The following is a 14,195-nucleotide window of genomic DNA, read 5'->3' as shown; positions in this document are numbered from 1 at the left end:
AGTGTTTAACGTCAGACTGTTTTTCTGACGCAGGAGTGAAAATGAAATTTGAACTGGATACGACCGACGGACGCGCTCGCCGCGGCCGCCTGGTATTTGATCGTGGCGTAGTTGAAACGCCAGCCTTTATGCCCGTTGGGACTTACGGCACCGTCAAAGGGATGACGCCGGAAGAAGTTGAAGCCACCGGCGCACAAATTATCCTCGGCAACACGTTCCACCTGTGGCTGCGTCCGGGCCAGGAAATCATGAAGCTGCACGGCGATCTGCATGATTTCATGCAGTGGAAAGGGCCAATCCTGACCGATTCCGGCGGTTTCCAGGTCTTCAGCCTCGGCGATATCCGTAAGATCACCGAGCAGGGCGTCCACTTCCGTAACCCGATTAACGGCGATCCGATTTTCCTCGACCCGGAAAAATCGATGGAGATTCAATACGATCTCGGCTCCGATATCGTGATGATCTTCGACGAATGTACGCCGTACCCGGCGGACTGGGACTATGCTAAACGTTCGATGGAAATGTCTCTGCGCTGGGCGCAGCGTAGCCGTGACCGTTTCGACAGCCTGGGCAACAAAAATGCGCTGTTCGGCATTATCCAGGGAAGCGTTTACGAAGATTTACGCGATATATCCATTAAAGGTCTGGTAGACATCGGCTTTGATGGCTACGCTGTCGGCGGCCTGGCTGTCGGCGAACCGAAAGCAGACATGCACCGTATCCTGGAGCACGTTTGCCCGCAGATTCCGACCGACAAACCACGCTACCTGATGGGCGTCGGGAAGCCCGAAGATCTGGTTGAAGGGGTACGCCGCGGTATCGATATGTTCGACTGCGTGATGCCGACGCGTAACGCGCGTAACGGCCATCTGTTTGTTACCGACGGCGTGGTGAAGATTCGTAATGCGAAGCACAAAAGCGATACTGCGCCGCTGGATGCGGAGTGTGATTGCTATACATGTCGCAATTATTCACGCGCTTACTTGCATCATCTTGATCGTTGCAACGAAATATTGGGCGCGCGCCTCAATACCATTCATAACCTTCGCTACTATCAGCGCTTAATGGCTGGTTTACGTAAGGCTATTGAAGAGGGTAAATTAGAGAGCTTCGTGACCGATTTTTACCAACGTCAGGGACGACCTGTTCCTCCTGTGAACGTTGATTAATTTTAATAATGAGGGAATTTGAATGAGCTTTTTTATTTCTGATGCGGTAGCAGCAACCGGTGGCGCGGCGCAGGGTAGCCCGATGTCTCTGATCCTGATGCTGGTGGTGTTTGGTCTGATTTTCTACTTCATGATCCTGCGCCCACAGCAGAAGCGTACCAAGGAACATAAAAACCTGATGAGCTCCATCGCGAAAGGCGATGAAGTGCTGACGAATGGTGGTCTGGTCGGTCGCGTCACTAAAGTTGCGGAAAGCGGATACATTGCTATCGCGCTGAACGATACCACCGAAGTGGTTATCAAACGTGACTTCGTAGCTGCCGTTCTGCCGAAAGGCACTATGAAAGCACTGTAATCCACTTTTCCCTAAGGGAACTGCCGTGTTAAACCGTTATCCTTTGTGGAAGTACATCATGCTGGTCGTCGTTATTATCGTCGGCCTGATGTATGCACTCCCCAACCTGTATGGTGAGGATCCGGCCGTTCAAATCACTGGCGTGCGCGGTGTCGCCGCCAGTGAGCAAACGCTGATCCAGGTCCAGAAATCGTTACAAGAAGAAAAAATTACCGCTAAGTCTGTGGCGCTGGAAGAGGGCACTATTCTTGCGCGCTTCGACACCACCGACGTCCAGTTACGTGCACGTGAAGTGCTGATGGGCGTATTGGGTGATAAATACGTCGTGGCACTGAACCTTGCACCGGCGACCCCTCGCTGGCTGGCGGCTATTCATGCCGAGCCAATGAAGCTGGGTCTTGACCTGCGTGGCGGCGTGCACTTCCTGATGGAAGTGGATATGGACACCGCGCTGGGTAAACTGCAGGAACAAAATATCGACAGCCTGCGCAGCGAACTGCGTGAAAAAGGCATCCCTTACTCTACCGTGCGTAAGGAAGACAATTTTGGTCTGAGCATTGCGTTTCGCGATAGCGCAGCACGCGATCAGGCTATCTCCTGGCTGAGCCCGCGTCACCGCGATCTGGTTATCTCCACTCAGGGCACTACCGGCCTGAAAGCCGTGATGACCGATGAACGCCTGAAAGAAGCCCGCGAATATGCCGTGCAGCAGAACATCAACATTCTGCGTAACCGTGTTAACCAACTGGGTGTTGCCGAGCCGCTGGTACAGCGTCAGGGCGCCGACCGTATCGTGGTTGAACTGCCGGGTATTCAGGATACCGCGCGTGCGAAAGAAATCCTTGGCGCGACCGCGACCCTGGAATTCCGTCTGGTGAACAGCAACGTCGACAGTGCAGCTGCCGCTTCGGGCCGCGTCCCTGGTGACTCCGAAGTGAAAGACACCCGTGAAGGTCGGCCGGTTGTGCTGTACAAGCGTGTGATTCTGACCGGTGACCATATCACCGACTCCACTTCCAGCATGGATGAGTACAATCAGCCGCAGGTTAACATCTCGCTGGATAGCGCTGGTGGCAACATCATGTCTAACTTCACCAAGGACAACATCGGTAAGCCGATGGCGACCCTGTTCGTGGAGTACAAAGACAGCGGTAAGAAAGATGCTAACGGTCGTGCGGTTCTGGTGAAGCAGGAAGAGGTGATTAACATCGCCAACATCCAGTCTCGCCTGGGGAACAGCTTCCGTATTACCGGTATCAGCAACCCGAACGAAGCGCGTCAGCTGTCTCTGCTGCTGCGTGCCGGTGCGCTGATTGCGCCGATTCAGATCGTTGAAGAACGTACCATCGGCCCAACTCTGGGGATGCAGAACATCAAACAGGGTCTGGAAGCATGTCTGGCCGGTCTGGTGGTCTCTATCCTGTTCATGATTTTCTTCTACAAGAAATTCGGTCTGATCGCGACCTCCGCGCTGGTGGCGAACCTGGTGCTGATCGTCGGTATCATGTCCCTGCTTCCAGGGGCAACGCTGAGTATGCCGGGGATTGCGGGTATCGTGCTAACCCTTGCGGTAGCGGTCGATGCTAACGTACTGATCAACGAGCGTATTAAAGAAGAGTTGAGCAACGGACGTTCTGTTCAGCAGGCGATTGACGAAGGTTATAAGGGCGCATTCAGCTCTATCTTCGATGCGAACATTACGACCCTGATCAAAGTTATCATCCTGTACGCGGTCGGTACCGGTGCAATTAAAGGGTTTGCGATTACGACCGGTATCGGTGTTGCAACCTCGATGTTTACCGCTATCGTCGGCACCCGTGCCATCGTGAACCTGCTGTACGGCGGCAAGCGCGTTAAAAAGCTGTCTATCTGAGGAGTGCGTTGTGGCACAGGAATATACTGTTGAACAATTGAACCACGGCCGTAAAGTCTATGACTTTATGCGCTGGGACTACTGGGCTTTCGGCATCTCCGGTTTTCTGCTGATTGCCGCCATTGTCGTGATGGGCGTGCGTGGGTTTAACTGGGGTCTGGATTTCACTGGTGGTACGGTGATTGAAATTACCCTTGAAAAACCTGCCGATATGGACCAGATGCGTCTGGCGCTGCAGAAGGCGGGCTTCGAAGAGCCGCAGCTGCAGAACTTCGGTAGCAGCCGTGACATCATGGTACGTATGCCGCCGGTACATGATACCAACGGCAGCCAGGAGCTGGGCAGCAAGGTCGTTAATGTGATTAACGAATCGACCAGCCAGAATGCGACCGTCAAACGAATTGAATTTGTGGGACCGAGCGTCGGGGCAGACCTGGCACAAAGCGGCGCAATGGCGCTGCTGGCCGCCTTGATCTGTATCCTGGTCTACGTTGGTTTCCGCTTTGAGTGGCGTCTTGCTGCCGGGGTCGTTATCGCCCTGGCGCACGATGTGGTAATTACGATGGGCATCCTGTCGCTGTTCCATATCGAGATCGATCTGACCATCGTCGCGTCACTGATGTCGGTTATCGGCTACTCGCTGAACGACAGCATCGTGGTATCGGACCGTATCCGTGAAAACTTCCGTAAGATCCGCCGCGGTACGCCGTATGAGATCTTTAACGTGTCGTTGACGCAGACGCTGCATCGTACCTTGATCACCTCAGGGACCACCTTGATGGTTATCCTGATGCTGTTCCTCTTTGGCGGCCCGGTGCTGGAAGGCTTCTCGCTGACCATGCTGATCGGTGTCTCCATCGGTACAGCTTCTTCTATCTACGTGGCGTCGGCACTGGCGCTGAAGCTGGGCATGAAGCGCGAGCATATGCTGCAGCAGAAAGTCGAGAAAGAAGGCGCGGATCAGCCGTCCATTCTGCCGTAAGTCAGAACGGTTCTGAGAACGCAATCCCGGTCGCAAGGCCGGGATTTTTTTATTACAGGGCCTTTGAATTTCGCTACTCTCCTTGCATTGTGTTTAATGAGATGGAGATACGCCCATGGCCACGATAGCCCTTTCCACCGTCGCCCCGCCAACCCTCTGGCACGACCTGCCTTCCGTCACGCTCAGCGATGAGACCTTGCGTCAGCGCAAAGCCAACGTGCTTGCGCAGATGGCCCGCGACGGGTATGACACCCTGATCATCTATGCCGATAAAGAGCACGGCGGCAACTTTGAGTATCTCACCGGGTTTATTCCGCGGTTTGAAGAGGCGCTGCTGGTGCTGCATCGCGAGGGGGAGGCGGTGCTGGTGTTGGGCAACGAAAACCTCAAGCTGGCGGCCTTTGCCCGGCTGGAGAACCGGGTGATCCACGCCCCATGGTTCTCATTGCCGAACCAGCCGATGACCACGGACAAAAGTCTGCCGCAGCTGCTGCAGGATGCGGGGATCGTGGCGGGGAAAACGCTGGGGCTGGCGGGCTGGAAGCTGTTTACCGGCGACGCCGACGACCGGGCGCAGATGTTCGACCTGCCTGCGTTTATCGTCGACGCCATTCGCCAGGCCGCGGGGCCGCAGGCGCACCTGCGCAATGCCACGGGGATTTTTATCGCCCCGGACTGCGGGGTAAGAACGGTCAATAACGCCAATGAACTGGCCCATTATGAATATGGCGCGAACCTCGCATCGACGGCGGTTCTGACCGCGCTTGACGCCATTGCCCCCGGCAAAACCGAAAAGCAGATCGGCGCGCTGCTGGCGGCGCAAGGGCAGCCTAACACCGTGGTGATGATTGCCGCCACCGGCGATCGCTTTGCCCATGCCAACCTCTATCCTGGCGATAAGACTATCCAGCGTGGCGATAAATTCTCGCTGACCACCAGTTACAAAGGCGGGTTAAGCAGCCGCGCCGCCTACGTGGTGAGCGATGCCGCCGAGCTGGCGCCGGAGGTGGCGGACTATCTTGAAGTGGTGGCGAAGCCCTATTTCAAGGCGGTGGTCAGCTGGCTGGAGAATTTACGCATCGGTATGCGCGGCGGCGAGATGTACGCACTGATCGAGAGTGTACTGCCGAAGGCGGACTATCACTGGCATCTGAACCCCGGGCATCTGGTGGCGGACGAAGAGTGGCTGTGCTCACCTGTCGGGCCTGATTCCAACGCCTGCATCCGTAGCGGTATGCTGCTGCAAATCGATATTATTCCCTCACGGGCGGGGTATGCCGGTGCCAGCATCGAAGACACCGTGGCGGTGGCCGATAAGGCGCTGCGCGATGCACTGGCGCAGGATTGGCCGCAGCTGTGGCAGCGAATTGTCACCCGGCGCGCCTGGATCCGCCAGCAGTTAGGGATAGACCTGCCGGAAGAAGTACTGCCATTTTCCAATACCGTCGGCTATCTGCGCCCGTGGCTGCTGGATCACTCCCGCGCGCTGGTGTGTACCGCCTCACAGGTGTAGAACGTTGGTGGTGTGAAAGTAGTTAAACACTCCTGACAGTATGCTGTCAGGAGGCCTGGCATACACTCCTCCTGAACCCACACAATGGACAGGAGGATGTATGAACAACGTAATTAACTGGTTTGAAATTCCGGTCGCCGACATGGATCGTGCCGTGGCGTTTTACGAGCCGGTGATGCAGGTCACGCTGAAGCGGGAAAATATGGACTGCGCTCAACTGGCCGTATTCCCTTATCAGGATCCGGCCCCCGGCGGCGCGCTGGCAAAGTTTGACGGTGTTAAACCCGCCGATCAGGGCTGCATTATCTATCTGCATACTGACAATCTGACGGCGACGCTTGACCGGGTGAGCTCTGCGGGAGGGCGCTGCGTTTTTGGTCCGCTGCAGCTGGCGGACGACATCGGGACGATTGCCCTGTTTATCGACAGTGAAGGCAACCGGATTGGCCTGCATCAACCAGCATAAATGAGATAACGCTTATGAGCCGACGCGCCGACCGCCTTTTTCAAATCGTCCAGATCCTGCGGGGGAGAAGATTAACCACCGCCGGGCTGCTGGCCGAGCGGCTCGGCGTATCGGAACGCACGATTTACCGCGATATTCGCGACCTGTCGCTCTCCGGCGTCCCGGTTGAGGGAGAGGCCGGCAGCGGCTATCGACTGCTGGCAGGCTACGATCTGCCGCCGCTGATGCTAACGACCCAGGAGTCGGAGGCGCTGGTCGCGGCGATTCGGCTGCTGCAAACCTGGGGCGGCGTTTCGATGTCCCAGGCGCTGGAATCGGCGCAGGAAAAAGTGCTGGCCATACTGCCGGCGGAGAGCCGACGCCAGGCAGAGCAATCGCGTCTGTTCGCCCCGGACTTTGGTTCGCAGGGCTACACCAAAGAGCAGTTTGATCTGGTGCATCGGGCGGTCTCGGGCCAGCAGGTTCTTGATCTGCACTATCGGGATGAAGCCGGAAAAGTATCGCAGCGTGAAGTGCTGCCGCTGGGGCTGTTTTTCTGGGGGGAACGCTGGCTGCTGGTGAGCTGGTGCGAATTGCGCGCCGATTATCGCTGCTTTCGCCTCGACCGATGTCTGAATATTGTGGCGACCGGGCGCCATTTTAGCGAACGGGCTGACCGCTCATTGAGTGATTTCTTGCGTAAGGTGAAGTGCGAGGAGCGCTAAGACAATATCATCCCCGGCGTTGCCGCCGGGGAAAATCAGCAGCGATTAGAAGTTGTAACCGACAACGAAGTAACCACCCCAGCCGGTAGAGCGAACATTGAAGTCGCCGTCGCCGAAGTTCAGCTTAGCGTCATCCGCCCACTGACCACCGTTGTGCCAGTAACGAGCAACCACCGAGTAGTGCCAGTGCGCATAGTTCAGCGCCAGGATGTGGCTGGACGCGATGGAGTTGCTGGTGCGCGCGTGCTTGCCGTTCATGTCGTAGAAGTTGTCATCGCCCAGATCGGAACCCCAGTCAAAGTTGGTGAAGCCGATGTAGCTCAGGGAACCGCCCCACAGGTCGGTCAGCGGAACAAAGTATTTCACTTTGAAACGGTAGCCATCCCACTCGTTTTCGTTGGAAGCACCGTAGTTCTGCCACTGATATTTCGCATAAACGTTCAGGGACAGGCTCATCGGCAGGCCGGTATCGATATCGGTACCCAGACCCATATACCAGGTGCTCTGCTCCTGGGAATCGTTACGACCCATATCGTAGATGTAGTTGTTGGCGAAATACCACTCTTTGAACGGGCCGAAGCTGAGGTCGGTGTTGGTCAGCTTGTCGATAGAGAAACGCGGTTCGATTTCCATAAACAGCGGGGAACCGTTGTTCCAGATACCTTTTGCGGTGCTGTTACCGCCAAAGAATACCGGTGCATCGATATAACCGTAGAAATCAAACCAGTCTTTTTTGGCGAACGCTTCGTATTCCAGGTAGGTATCGTTACGGATCTGCGGTCCAAAACGGGTGTGGTAGCTGCCCACCACGTTCACACTCTGGTGCCACCAATCAGACAGGTACTGAGGTTTGTCGTTTTCTGCCGCGCCAGCAGTGAAAGATGCGGAGAGCGCCAGGACCGCGCTTGCTGCCAGTAATGTTTTTTTCATAATGATGCCACTGTTTAAATTAAGCCAAAAGGCGTTAAGAACGTTGCCGAAGCGTTTCTAAATATTTCGTATTTCTGTGGCGTCTATTATAGAAATCATTGCTCACAAAAATATGTGTTGTTTCACATAAAGTAAACACACGTAATCGATTGCGTTCACGATTCTATGCATTTCCTGACAAAATGCCACTGAAATTCATCAATGGCGTCAATTTTCACTGAACTGTTCGCAAAATTTGTAAATGGATTTATGGCGGGGAAATCGGGTGTCGAAGACACCCGTTGGCAGAGGTTATTGCGGAGTGGCGGGCTGGATGTCGTGAATACGCAGGAAACCGAGCTGTTCCGGGGGGATGCCGTTCAGGCGCAGCGGAATATCCACATCGCTGGGGGCCAGAATACTGGCAGGGGCGCTGATCAGCTGCTCCTGGACGTTCACTTCCTGATAGCTCTGGGTGGTGCCGGTGATCTGCCCGGAAGCGACGGTGGCGCTAAATGCCGGAAGTGGATCGTTGGATTCACCCTGAATGCGCAAGGTCAGACGGGTGCCGTCACCATCGGCAGCAATATCCCGCAGCGACATGCGTAACGTGCCGATCTGGCTCTCCAGGCGCGCCGGGGTTTTGGCGCCAGGCAGAAGATAGACGCCGCTGCTGGATTTCGCATTCAGGGAATTTTGCTGGGTAATTTTCACCGTTTGCTGATTCAACTGAGTCATCTCTTTGCTCAGCGTGCTCACGCTTTGATGCATCTGCCGGACTTCACTTTGCTGCGCGCAGGCGCTGAGCGTGAACAACGTCGTCAGTATCGCCAGCTTTAAATAATGTCTTGTCATCGTAGGGGATTCCGTCAAAAGGGGATAACTCATGGTAGATCGTCTCTGATAACCAACCATAGATCCTTTGTCTCAAAAGCTCTTTCTTTGTAGTCGGGTCACTTCGCGGTAAACTATCCATCAGTTTAACTTCATATCAGGACGCGCCATGCATTGCCCATTCTGTTTCGCCGTAGATACCAAAGTGATCGACTCCCGCCTGGTGGGAGAGGGCTCCTCTGTGCGTCGTCGTCGGCAGTGCCTGGTTTGTAACGAACGTTTTACGACGTTTGAGGTGGCAGAGCTGGTGATGCCTCGGGTGGTCAAGAGCGACGAGGTGCGGGAACCGTTCAATGAGGATAAGCTGCGCAGCGGAATGCTGAAAGCGTTGGAAAAACGCCCGGTCAGCGCCGACGACGTAGAAATGGCGCTTAACCACATCAAAACGCACCTGCGCGGCACCGGTGAACGCGAAGTGCCCAGCAAGATGATCGGCAACCTGGTGATGGAACAGCTGAAAAAGCTCGATAAAGTCGCCTACATCCGCTTTGCTTCGGTCTATCGTAGCTTTGAAGACATCAAAGAATTTGGCGAAGAGATCGCCCGCTTACAGGATTAAGTCATGCATGACGAAATGTACATGGCGCGCGCTCTGAAGCTGGCGCAGCGCGGGCGTTTTACCACCCATCCCAATCCTAACGTCGGCTGTGTGATCGTCAAAAACGGCGAAATCGTCGGCGAAGGTTTTCACTACCGGGCCGGTGAGCCGCATGCAGAAGTGCATGCGCTGCGGATGGCCGGTGAACAAGCCCGAGGCGCGACCGCCTACGTGACGCTGGAACCGTGCAGCCATCATGGCCGCACGCCGCCGTGCTGTGAGGCGCTGATCGCCGCCGGCGTGACCCGCGTCGTGGCCGCCATGCAGGATCCAAACCCGCAGGTAGCGGGGCGCGGCCTGTACCGTTTGCAGCAGGAAGGCATCGACGTCAGCCATGGCCTGATGATGAACGAGGCCGAAGCGCTGAATAAAGGCTTCCTGAAGCGCATGCGCACCGGTTTCCCGTATGTGCAGCTCAAACTGGGCGCTTCGCTGGATGGCCGTACCGCCATGGCCAGCGGCGAAAGCCAGTGGATCACTTCGCCGCAGGCGCGACGCGACGTACAGCGTCTGCGCGCGCAGAGCCACGCCATTCTGACCAGCAGCGCCACCGTGCTGGCAGACGACCCGGCAATGACCGTGCGTTGGGAATCGCTGGACTCCGACACTCAGGCGCTGTACCCGCAGGACAATCTGCGTCAGCCGCTGCGTATCGTTATCGACAGCCATAACCGCGTGACCCCGCAGCACCGCATCGTGCAGCAGCCGGGCGAAACGCTGTTTGCCCGCACCCAGGCCGACGATCGCGCGTGGCCGGAAAACGTGCGCACGCTGCAGGTGCCGGAGCACAACGGCCATCTCGATCTGGTGCTGTTGATGATGCAACTGGGCAAGCAGCAGGTGAACAGTATCTGGGTGGAAGCCGGCCCGACCCTCGCCGGGGCGCTATTACAGGCAGGTGTGGTGGACGAGCTTATCGTTTATATTGCGCCTAAACTGTTAGGCAATGCGGCGCGTGGATTATGTGCGCTGCCGGGGCTTGAGAAACTACAGGATGCCCCCCATTTCAAATTCAATGAGATACGTCATGTCGGCCCGGATGTGTGCCTGCATTTAGTGAATGCCTGATTCAGGGCAGGCGTGTTGCGACGCAACGTCATTCCTCTGCCAGCGACCGCGAGGCAGTTTGAAGGATGAAGTGTATAAATTATTATGATAGAATCCGCCCCCCTTGCGGGGCCATATGAACCCGAAGGAAGAGTATGAACATTATTGAAGCTAACGTTGCTACCCCGGACGCTCGCGTCGCCATCACCATTGCGCGTTTCAACAACTTTATCAATGACAGCCTGCTGGAAGGTGCAATTGACGCCCTGAAGCGCATCGGTCAGGTAAAAGATGAAAACATTACCGTTGTTTGGGTTCCAGGCGCGTATGAGCTGCCACTGGCGGCTGGCGCACTGGCAAAAACCGGTAAATATGACGCAGTGATTGCTCTGGGTACGGTGATTCGTGGTGGTACCGCGCACTTTGAATATGTGGCTGGCGGAGCAAGCAACGGCCTCGCGCATGTCGCGCAGGAGAGCGAAATCCCGGTAGCCTTTGGTGTTCTGACCACTGAAAGTATTGAACAAGCCATCGAACGCGCTGGTACCAAAGCCGGTAACAAAGGCGCAGAAGCTGCGCTGACCGCGCTGGAAATGATTAACGTATTGAAAGCCATCAAGGCCTGATTTTTTTGTAAGGGGAATTCCGTGAAACCTGCTGCTCGTCGCCGCGCCCGTGAGTGTGCTGTCCAGGCGCTTTACTCCTGGCAGTTGTCCCAGAACGACATCGCTGATGTCGAATACCAGTTCCTGGCGGAACAGGATGTCAAAGATGTCGACGTTCTGTATTTCCGTGAACTGCTGTCCGGAGTGGCGACTAACAGCGCATACCTCGACGGCCTGATGAAGCCGTACCTGTCCCGTCTGCTCGAAGAGCTGGGCCAGGTGGAAAAAGCGGTACTGCGTATCGCCCTGTTCGAGCTGTCAAAACGTGACGATGTCCCGTACAAAGTGGCGATTAACGAAGCTATCGAACTGGCGAAAACTTTTGGCGCTGAAGACAGCCATAAGTTTGTTAACGGCGTGCTGGACAAAGCAGCCCCGGCAATTCGTCCCAACAAAAAGTAAACCCCAGGCCGGTGTGACCGGGGATTCTCCCCGAGAAACCGTCCACAGAACCTGCTTCAGCCGGCAACTAAACTCGTCGGCTGGAACAGGTTCTTATTCTTTTCTTTTGCTGAGGCATAACGTATGGCATGCGGCGAATTTTCCCTGATTGCCCGTTATTTTGATCGCGTAAAAAGCAGGCGTCTCGATGTGGAGACCGGCATCGGCGATGACTGCGCTCTCCTGAATATCCCCGAGAAAAAAACGCTGGCAATCAGCACCGACACGCTGGTGGCGGGAAACCATTTCTTACCTGATATCGACCCTGCCGACCTTGCCTACAAGGCGCTGGCGGTCAATCTGAGCGACCTCGCGGCCATGGGTGCTGAACCCGCGTGGCTGACGCTGGCGCTGACCTTACCCGACGTGGATGAGGCGTGGCTGGAATCGTTCAGCGACAGCCTGTTCATGCAGCTCAACTATTACGATATGCAGCTGATTGGCGGGGACACCACCCGTGGTCCGCTGTCGATGACCCTGGGTATTCACGGCTTTGTCCCGCCGGGACGCGCCCTGAAACGCGCCGGGGCAAAACCCGGAGACTGGATTTACGTCACCGGTACTCCCGGGGACAGCGCAGCCGGGCTGGCGATATTGCAGGAGCGACTGAACGTCGAGTCTGCGGCCGATGCCGACTACCTGCTGGCGCGCCATTTGCGTCCGATGCCGCGGATATTGCAGGGGCAGGCGCTACGCGATCTCGCCAGTTCGGCGATCGATCTTTCCGACGGGCTGATCTCCGATCTTGGCCATATCCTGAAAGCCAGCGGCTGCGGGGCGCGGATCGATCTCGATGCGATGCCGCTCTCCGATGCGATGCTGCGTCAGGTGGCACCGGAGCAGGCCTTGCGCTGGGCGCTGGCTGGCGGGGAAGATTATGAGCTGTGCTTTACCGTACCAGAACTGAACCGCGGCGCGCTGGACGTCGCTATCGGCCAGCTGGGGGCGCGTTTTACCTGCATTGGGCAGATTTGCGCGGAAGCGGATGGCCTGCAGCTGCTGCAAGCCGGCAAACCGGTGGAGCTGGATTTAAAGGGGTACGATCACTTTGGCGCGTAGCAAAGATGTCGCAAAAAGCCGCCTCAATATGGGCAATCCCTGGCATTTGCTGGCCACCGGCTTCGGCAGTGGGTTAAGCCCCATCGTGCCGGGCACCATGGGCTCGCTGGCGGCGATCCCGTTCTGGTATCTGATGACATTCCTCCCCTGGCAGCTCTATTCGCTGGTGGTGATGATGAGCATCTGTATCGGGGTCTATATCTGCCATCGCACGGCGAAAGACATGGGGACTCACGACCACGGCAGCATCGTCTGGGACGAGTTTGTCGGGATGTGGATCACCCTGATGGCGCTGCCGACCCTCGACTGGCAATGGGTGGCCGCCGGGTTCGTGATCTTCCGTATCTTCGATATGTGGAAACCGTGGCCGATCCGCTGGTTCGATCGCAATATCCACGGCGGAATGGGGATCATGGTCGATGATATCGTCGCCGGCGTGATCTCCGCCGGGGTGCTGTACCTGGTGGGGCACCACTGGCCAATCGGTATCCTGTAAGGCTATCTCCCCGGCGGCGTGTTGCGCGCCGGGGCACTGACTTATTTAAAGCCGACAATCGGGTGTGGTTGATAGGGTTCTTCCAGCTTGTCGACCTGCTCGGGCGTGAGTGTGATATCCACTGCGCTAAGCAGTTCATCGAGCTGCTCTTGCCGCGATGCCCCAATGATCGGGGCGGCAACGCCGGGCTTGCTCAATAGCCACGCCAGCGCGGCCTGTGCGCGATTCACACCAAGATCCTCCGCCACCTCAGCAAGATTCTGCGCAATTAGCGCATCGTTGTCATCCGCGGCGCTGTAGAGCGATTTGCCCACCTCATCAGAAACCAGACGCGCGGTAGTCTCTCCCCACGGACGCGTCAGGCGACCGCGCGCCAGCGGGCTCCAGGGAATCACCGACACGCCAGCGCGCTGACACAGCGGCAGCATTTCGTTTTCTTCTTCGCGATAGATCAGGTTGTAGTGGTCTTGCATGGTGACGAAGCGCGCCCAGCCGTGTTGTTCCTGTAACTGCAGCGCCTGGGCAAACTGGCGGGCGTGCATCGACGAGGCGCCGATGTAACGGGCTTTCCCCGCTTTGACCACGTCATTCAGCGCCTCCAGCGTCTCTTCAATCGGCGTGGTGTAGTCCCAGCGATGGATTTGCAGCAGGTCGACATACTCCATCCCCAGACGTTTCAGGCTGTCGTCAATGGAGCGCAAGATCTGTCCGCGGGAGAGGCCTTCCGGCAGATCGCCCACCGGGTAATAGACTTTAGTGGCGACCACGACCTCATCGCGGCGGGCAAAATCACGCAGCGCGCGGCCGACGATCTCTTCGCTGCTGCCGTCAGAGTAGCTGTTGGCGGTATCGAAAAAGTTAATGCCGTTCTCCAGCGCATGCTGAATCAGCGGGCGGCTGCTCTCTTCGGGTAAGGTCCAGGCGTGATTGCCGCGATCCGGTTCACCAAAGGTCATACAGCCGAGGCACAGTCGGGATACCTTGAGTTGGGTTGCTACTGGCGTGATGTATTGCATGAACGGCT

16 protein-coding genes are annotated in these 14,195 nt (G+C 56.6%); 13 read left to right on the top strand and 3 right to left on the bottom strand.

All coding sequences use genetic code 11. The annotated features are described in order from the left end of the window. Positions 1–41 precede the first annotated feature (41 nt). From tgt to HF679_RS13160, 7 genes are all read left to right on the top strand, one after another. Positions 42–1,169 carry a tRNA guanosine(34) transglycosylase Tgt gene (gene tgt, locus HF679_RS13190; RefSeq protein WP_123755662.1) on the top strand — a complete coding sequence of 376 codons (1,128 nt, stop codon included), beginning with the start codon at positions 42–44 and terminating at the stop codon, positions 1,167–1,169. 22 nt (positions 1,170–1,191) lie between these two features. Beyond that, entirely contained in the window at positions 1,192–1,524 is a 333-nt protein-coding gene (yajC, locus tag HF679_RS13185; protein ID WP_004133958.1) for a preprotein translocase subunit YajC, read from the top strand. Between the two features lie 25 nt (positions 1,525–1,549). Next, entirely contained in the window at positions 1,550–3,397 is a 1,848-nt protein-coding gene (secD, locus tag HF679_RS13180) for a protein translocase subunit SecD (protein WP_123755663.1), read from the top strand. Positions 3,398–3,407: 10 nt separating this feature from the next. Further along, positions 3,408–4,379: a protein translocase subunit SecF gene (gene secF, locus HF679_RS13175; protein ID WP_123755664.1), complete on the top strand. Its 972-nt coding sequence runs from the start codon at positions 3,408–3,410 to the stop codon at positions 4,377–4,379. A 115-nt stretch (positions 4,380–4,494) separates the two neighbouring features. Continuing rightward, the gene (locus HF679_RS13170) at positions 4,495–5,892 is read left to right on the top strand and encodes a M24 family metallopeptidase (protein ID WP_154143552.1); all 1,398 of its coding nucleotides are present in this window, start codon (positions 4,495–4,497) and stop codon (positions 5,890–5,892) included. Between the two features lie 100 nt (positions 5,893–5,992). Continuing rightward, the gene (locus HF679_RS13165) at positions 5,993–6,358 is read left to right on the top strand and encodes a VOC family protein (RefSeq protein ID WP_123755666.1); all 366 of its coding nucleotides are present in this window, start codon (positions 5,993–5,995) and stop codon (positions 6,356–6,358) included. A gap of 14 nt (positions 6,359–6,372) precedes the next feature. Then, positions 6,373–7,062: a helix-turn-helix transcriptional regulator gene (locus HF679_RS13160; RefSeq protein ID WP_123755667.1), complete on the top strand. Its 690-nt coding sequence runs from the start codon at positions 6,373–6,375 to the stop codon at positions 7,060–7,062. Between the two features lie 45 nt (positions 7,063–7,107). On the opposite strand, the gene HF679_RS13155 is transcribed toward HF679_RS13160, so the two are convergent. Then, positions 7,108–7,992 carry a nucleoside-specific channel-forming protein Tsx gene (locus HF679_RS13155; RefSeq protein ID WP_123755668.1) on the bottom strand — a complete coding sequence of 295 codons (885 nt, stop codon included), beginning with the start codon at positions 7,990–7,992 and terminating at the stop codon, positions 7,108–7,110. Between the two features lie 291 nt (positions 7,993–8,283). Then, the gene (locus tag HF679_RS13150; protein ID WP_187042112.1) at positions 8,284–8,826 is read right to left on the bottom strand and encodes a DUF3251 domain-containing protein; all 543 of its coding nucleotides are present in this window, start codon (positions 8,824–8,826) and stop codon (positions 8,284–8,286) included. 148 nt (positions 8,827–8,974) lie between these two features. Here HF679_RS13150 and nrdR point away from each other — a divergent pair, with 148 nt between their 5' ends. From nrdR to pgpA, 6 genes are all read left to right on the top strand, one after another. After that, positions 8,975–9,424 (top strand): transcriptional regulator NrdR, encoded by a 450-nt coding sequence (gene nrdR / locus HF679_RS13145; RefSeq protein WP_123755670.1) that lies wholly within the window; start codon positions 8,975–8,977, stop codon positions 9,422–9,424. A gap of 3 nt (positions 9,425–9,427) precedes the next feature. Beyond that, positions 9,428–10,531: a bifunctional diaminohydroxyphosphoribosylaminopyrimidine deaminase/5-amino-6-(5-phosphoribosylamino)uracil reductase RibD gene (ribD, locus tag HF679_RS13140; RefSeq protein WP_123755671.1), complete on the top strand. Its 1,104-nt coding sequence runs from the start codon at positions 9,428–9,430 to the stop codon at positions 10,529–10,531. Positions 10,532–10,665: 134 nt separating this feature from the next. Beyond that, on the top strand, positions 10,666–11,136 hold the full coding sequence (gene ribE, locus HF679_RS13135; protein ID WP_046476205.1) for a 6,7-dimethyl-8-ribityllumazine synthase: 471 nt from the start codon (positions 10,666–10,668) through the stop codon (positions 11,134–11,136). A gap of 21 nt (positions 11,137–11,157) precedes the next feature. Continuing rightward, positions 11,158–11,577 carry a transcription antitermination factor NusB gene (nusB, locus tag HF679_RS13130; protein ID WP_004858621.1) on the top strand — a complete coding sequence of 140 codons (420 nt, stop codon included), beginning with the start codon at positions 11,158–11,160 and terminating at the stop codon, positions 11,575–11,577. A gap of 123 nt (positions 11,578–11,700) precedes the next feature. Then, complete coding sequence (thiL, locus tag HF679_RS13125; protein ID WP_123755672.1) at positions 11,701–12,675, top strand: thiamine-phosphate kinase; 975 nt, start codon at positions 11,701–11,703, stop codon at positions 12,673–12,675. Next, the gene (pgpA, locus tag HF679_RS13120; protein ID WP_154143550.1) at positions 12,665–13,171 is read left to right on the top strand and encodes a phosphatidylglycerophosphatase A; all 507 of its coding nucleotides are present in this window, start codon (positions 12,665–12,667) and stop codon (positions 13,169–13,171) included. Before thiL ends, pgpA begins: the two co-directional genes overlap by 11 nt. A gap of 41 nt (positions 13,172–13,212) precedes the next feature. Here the strand turns inward: pgpA and HF679_RS13115 are convergent, their stop codons facing one another. Continuing rightward, positions 13,213–14,187: an aldo/keto reductase gene (locus HF679_RS13115; RefSeq protein ID WP_123755674.1), complete on the bottom strand. Its 975-nt coding sequence runs from the start codon at positions 14,185–14,187 to the stop codon at positions 13,213–13,215. Positions 14,188–14,195: the final 8 nt, after the last annotated feature.

The organism is Enterobacter sp. JUb54, assembly GCF_014298075.1.
GTDB lineage: Bacteria > Pseudomonadota > Gammaproteobacteria > Enterobacterales > Enterobacteriaceae > Klebsiella > Klebsiella lignicola.
The sequence above is the reverse complement of the archived record's forward strand: the minus strand, read 5'-3'. Positions and strand labels throughout refer to the sequence as shown.

Coding starts and splice junctions, on each gene's coding strand:
- tgt (WP_123755662.1), top strand. CDS start 42: ATGAAATTTGAACTGGATACGACCGACGGACGCGCTCGCCGCGGCCGC.
- yajC (WP_004133958.1), top strand. CDS start 1,192: ATGAGCTTTTTTATTTCTGATGCGGTAGCAGCAACCGGTGGCGCGGCG.
- HF679_RS13170 (WP_154143552.1), top strand. CDS start 4,495: ATGGCCACGATAGCCCTTTCCACCGTCGCCCCGCCAACCCTCTGGCAC.
- HF679_RS13165 (WP_123755666.1), top strand. CDS start 5,993: ATGAACAACGTAATTAACTGGTTTGAAATTCCGGTCGCCGACATGGAT.
- HF679_RS13160 (WP_123755667.1), top strand. CDS start 6,373: ATGAGCCGACGCGCCGACCGCCTTTTTCAAATCGTCCAGATCCTGCGG.
- HF679_RS13155 (WP_123755668.1), bottom strand. CDS start 7,992: ATGAAAAAAACATTACTGGCAGCAAGCGCGGTCCTGGCGCTCTCCGCA.
- HF679_RS13150 (WP_187042112.1), bottom strand. CDS start 8,826: ATGACAAGACATTATTTAAAGCTGGCGATACTGACGACGTTGTTCACG.
- nrdR (WP_123755670.1), top strand. CDS start 8,975: ATGCATTGCCCATTCTGTTTCGCCGTAGATACCAAAGTGATCGACTCC.
- ribD (WP_123755671.1), top strand. CDS start 9,428: ATGCATGACGAAATGTACATGGCGCGCGCTCTGAAGCTGGCGCAGCGC.
- ribE (WP_046476205.1), top strand. CDS start 10,666: ATGAACATTATTGAAGCTAACGTTGCTACCCCGGACGCTCGCGTCGCC.
- thiL (WP_123755672.1), top strand. CDS start 11,701: ATGGCATGCGGCGAATTTTCCCTGATTGCCCGTTATTTTGATCGCGTA.
- HF679_RS13115 (WP_123755674.1), bottom strand. CDS start 14,187: ATGCAATACATCACGCCAGTAGCAACCCAACTCAAGGTATCCCGACTG.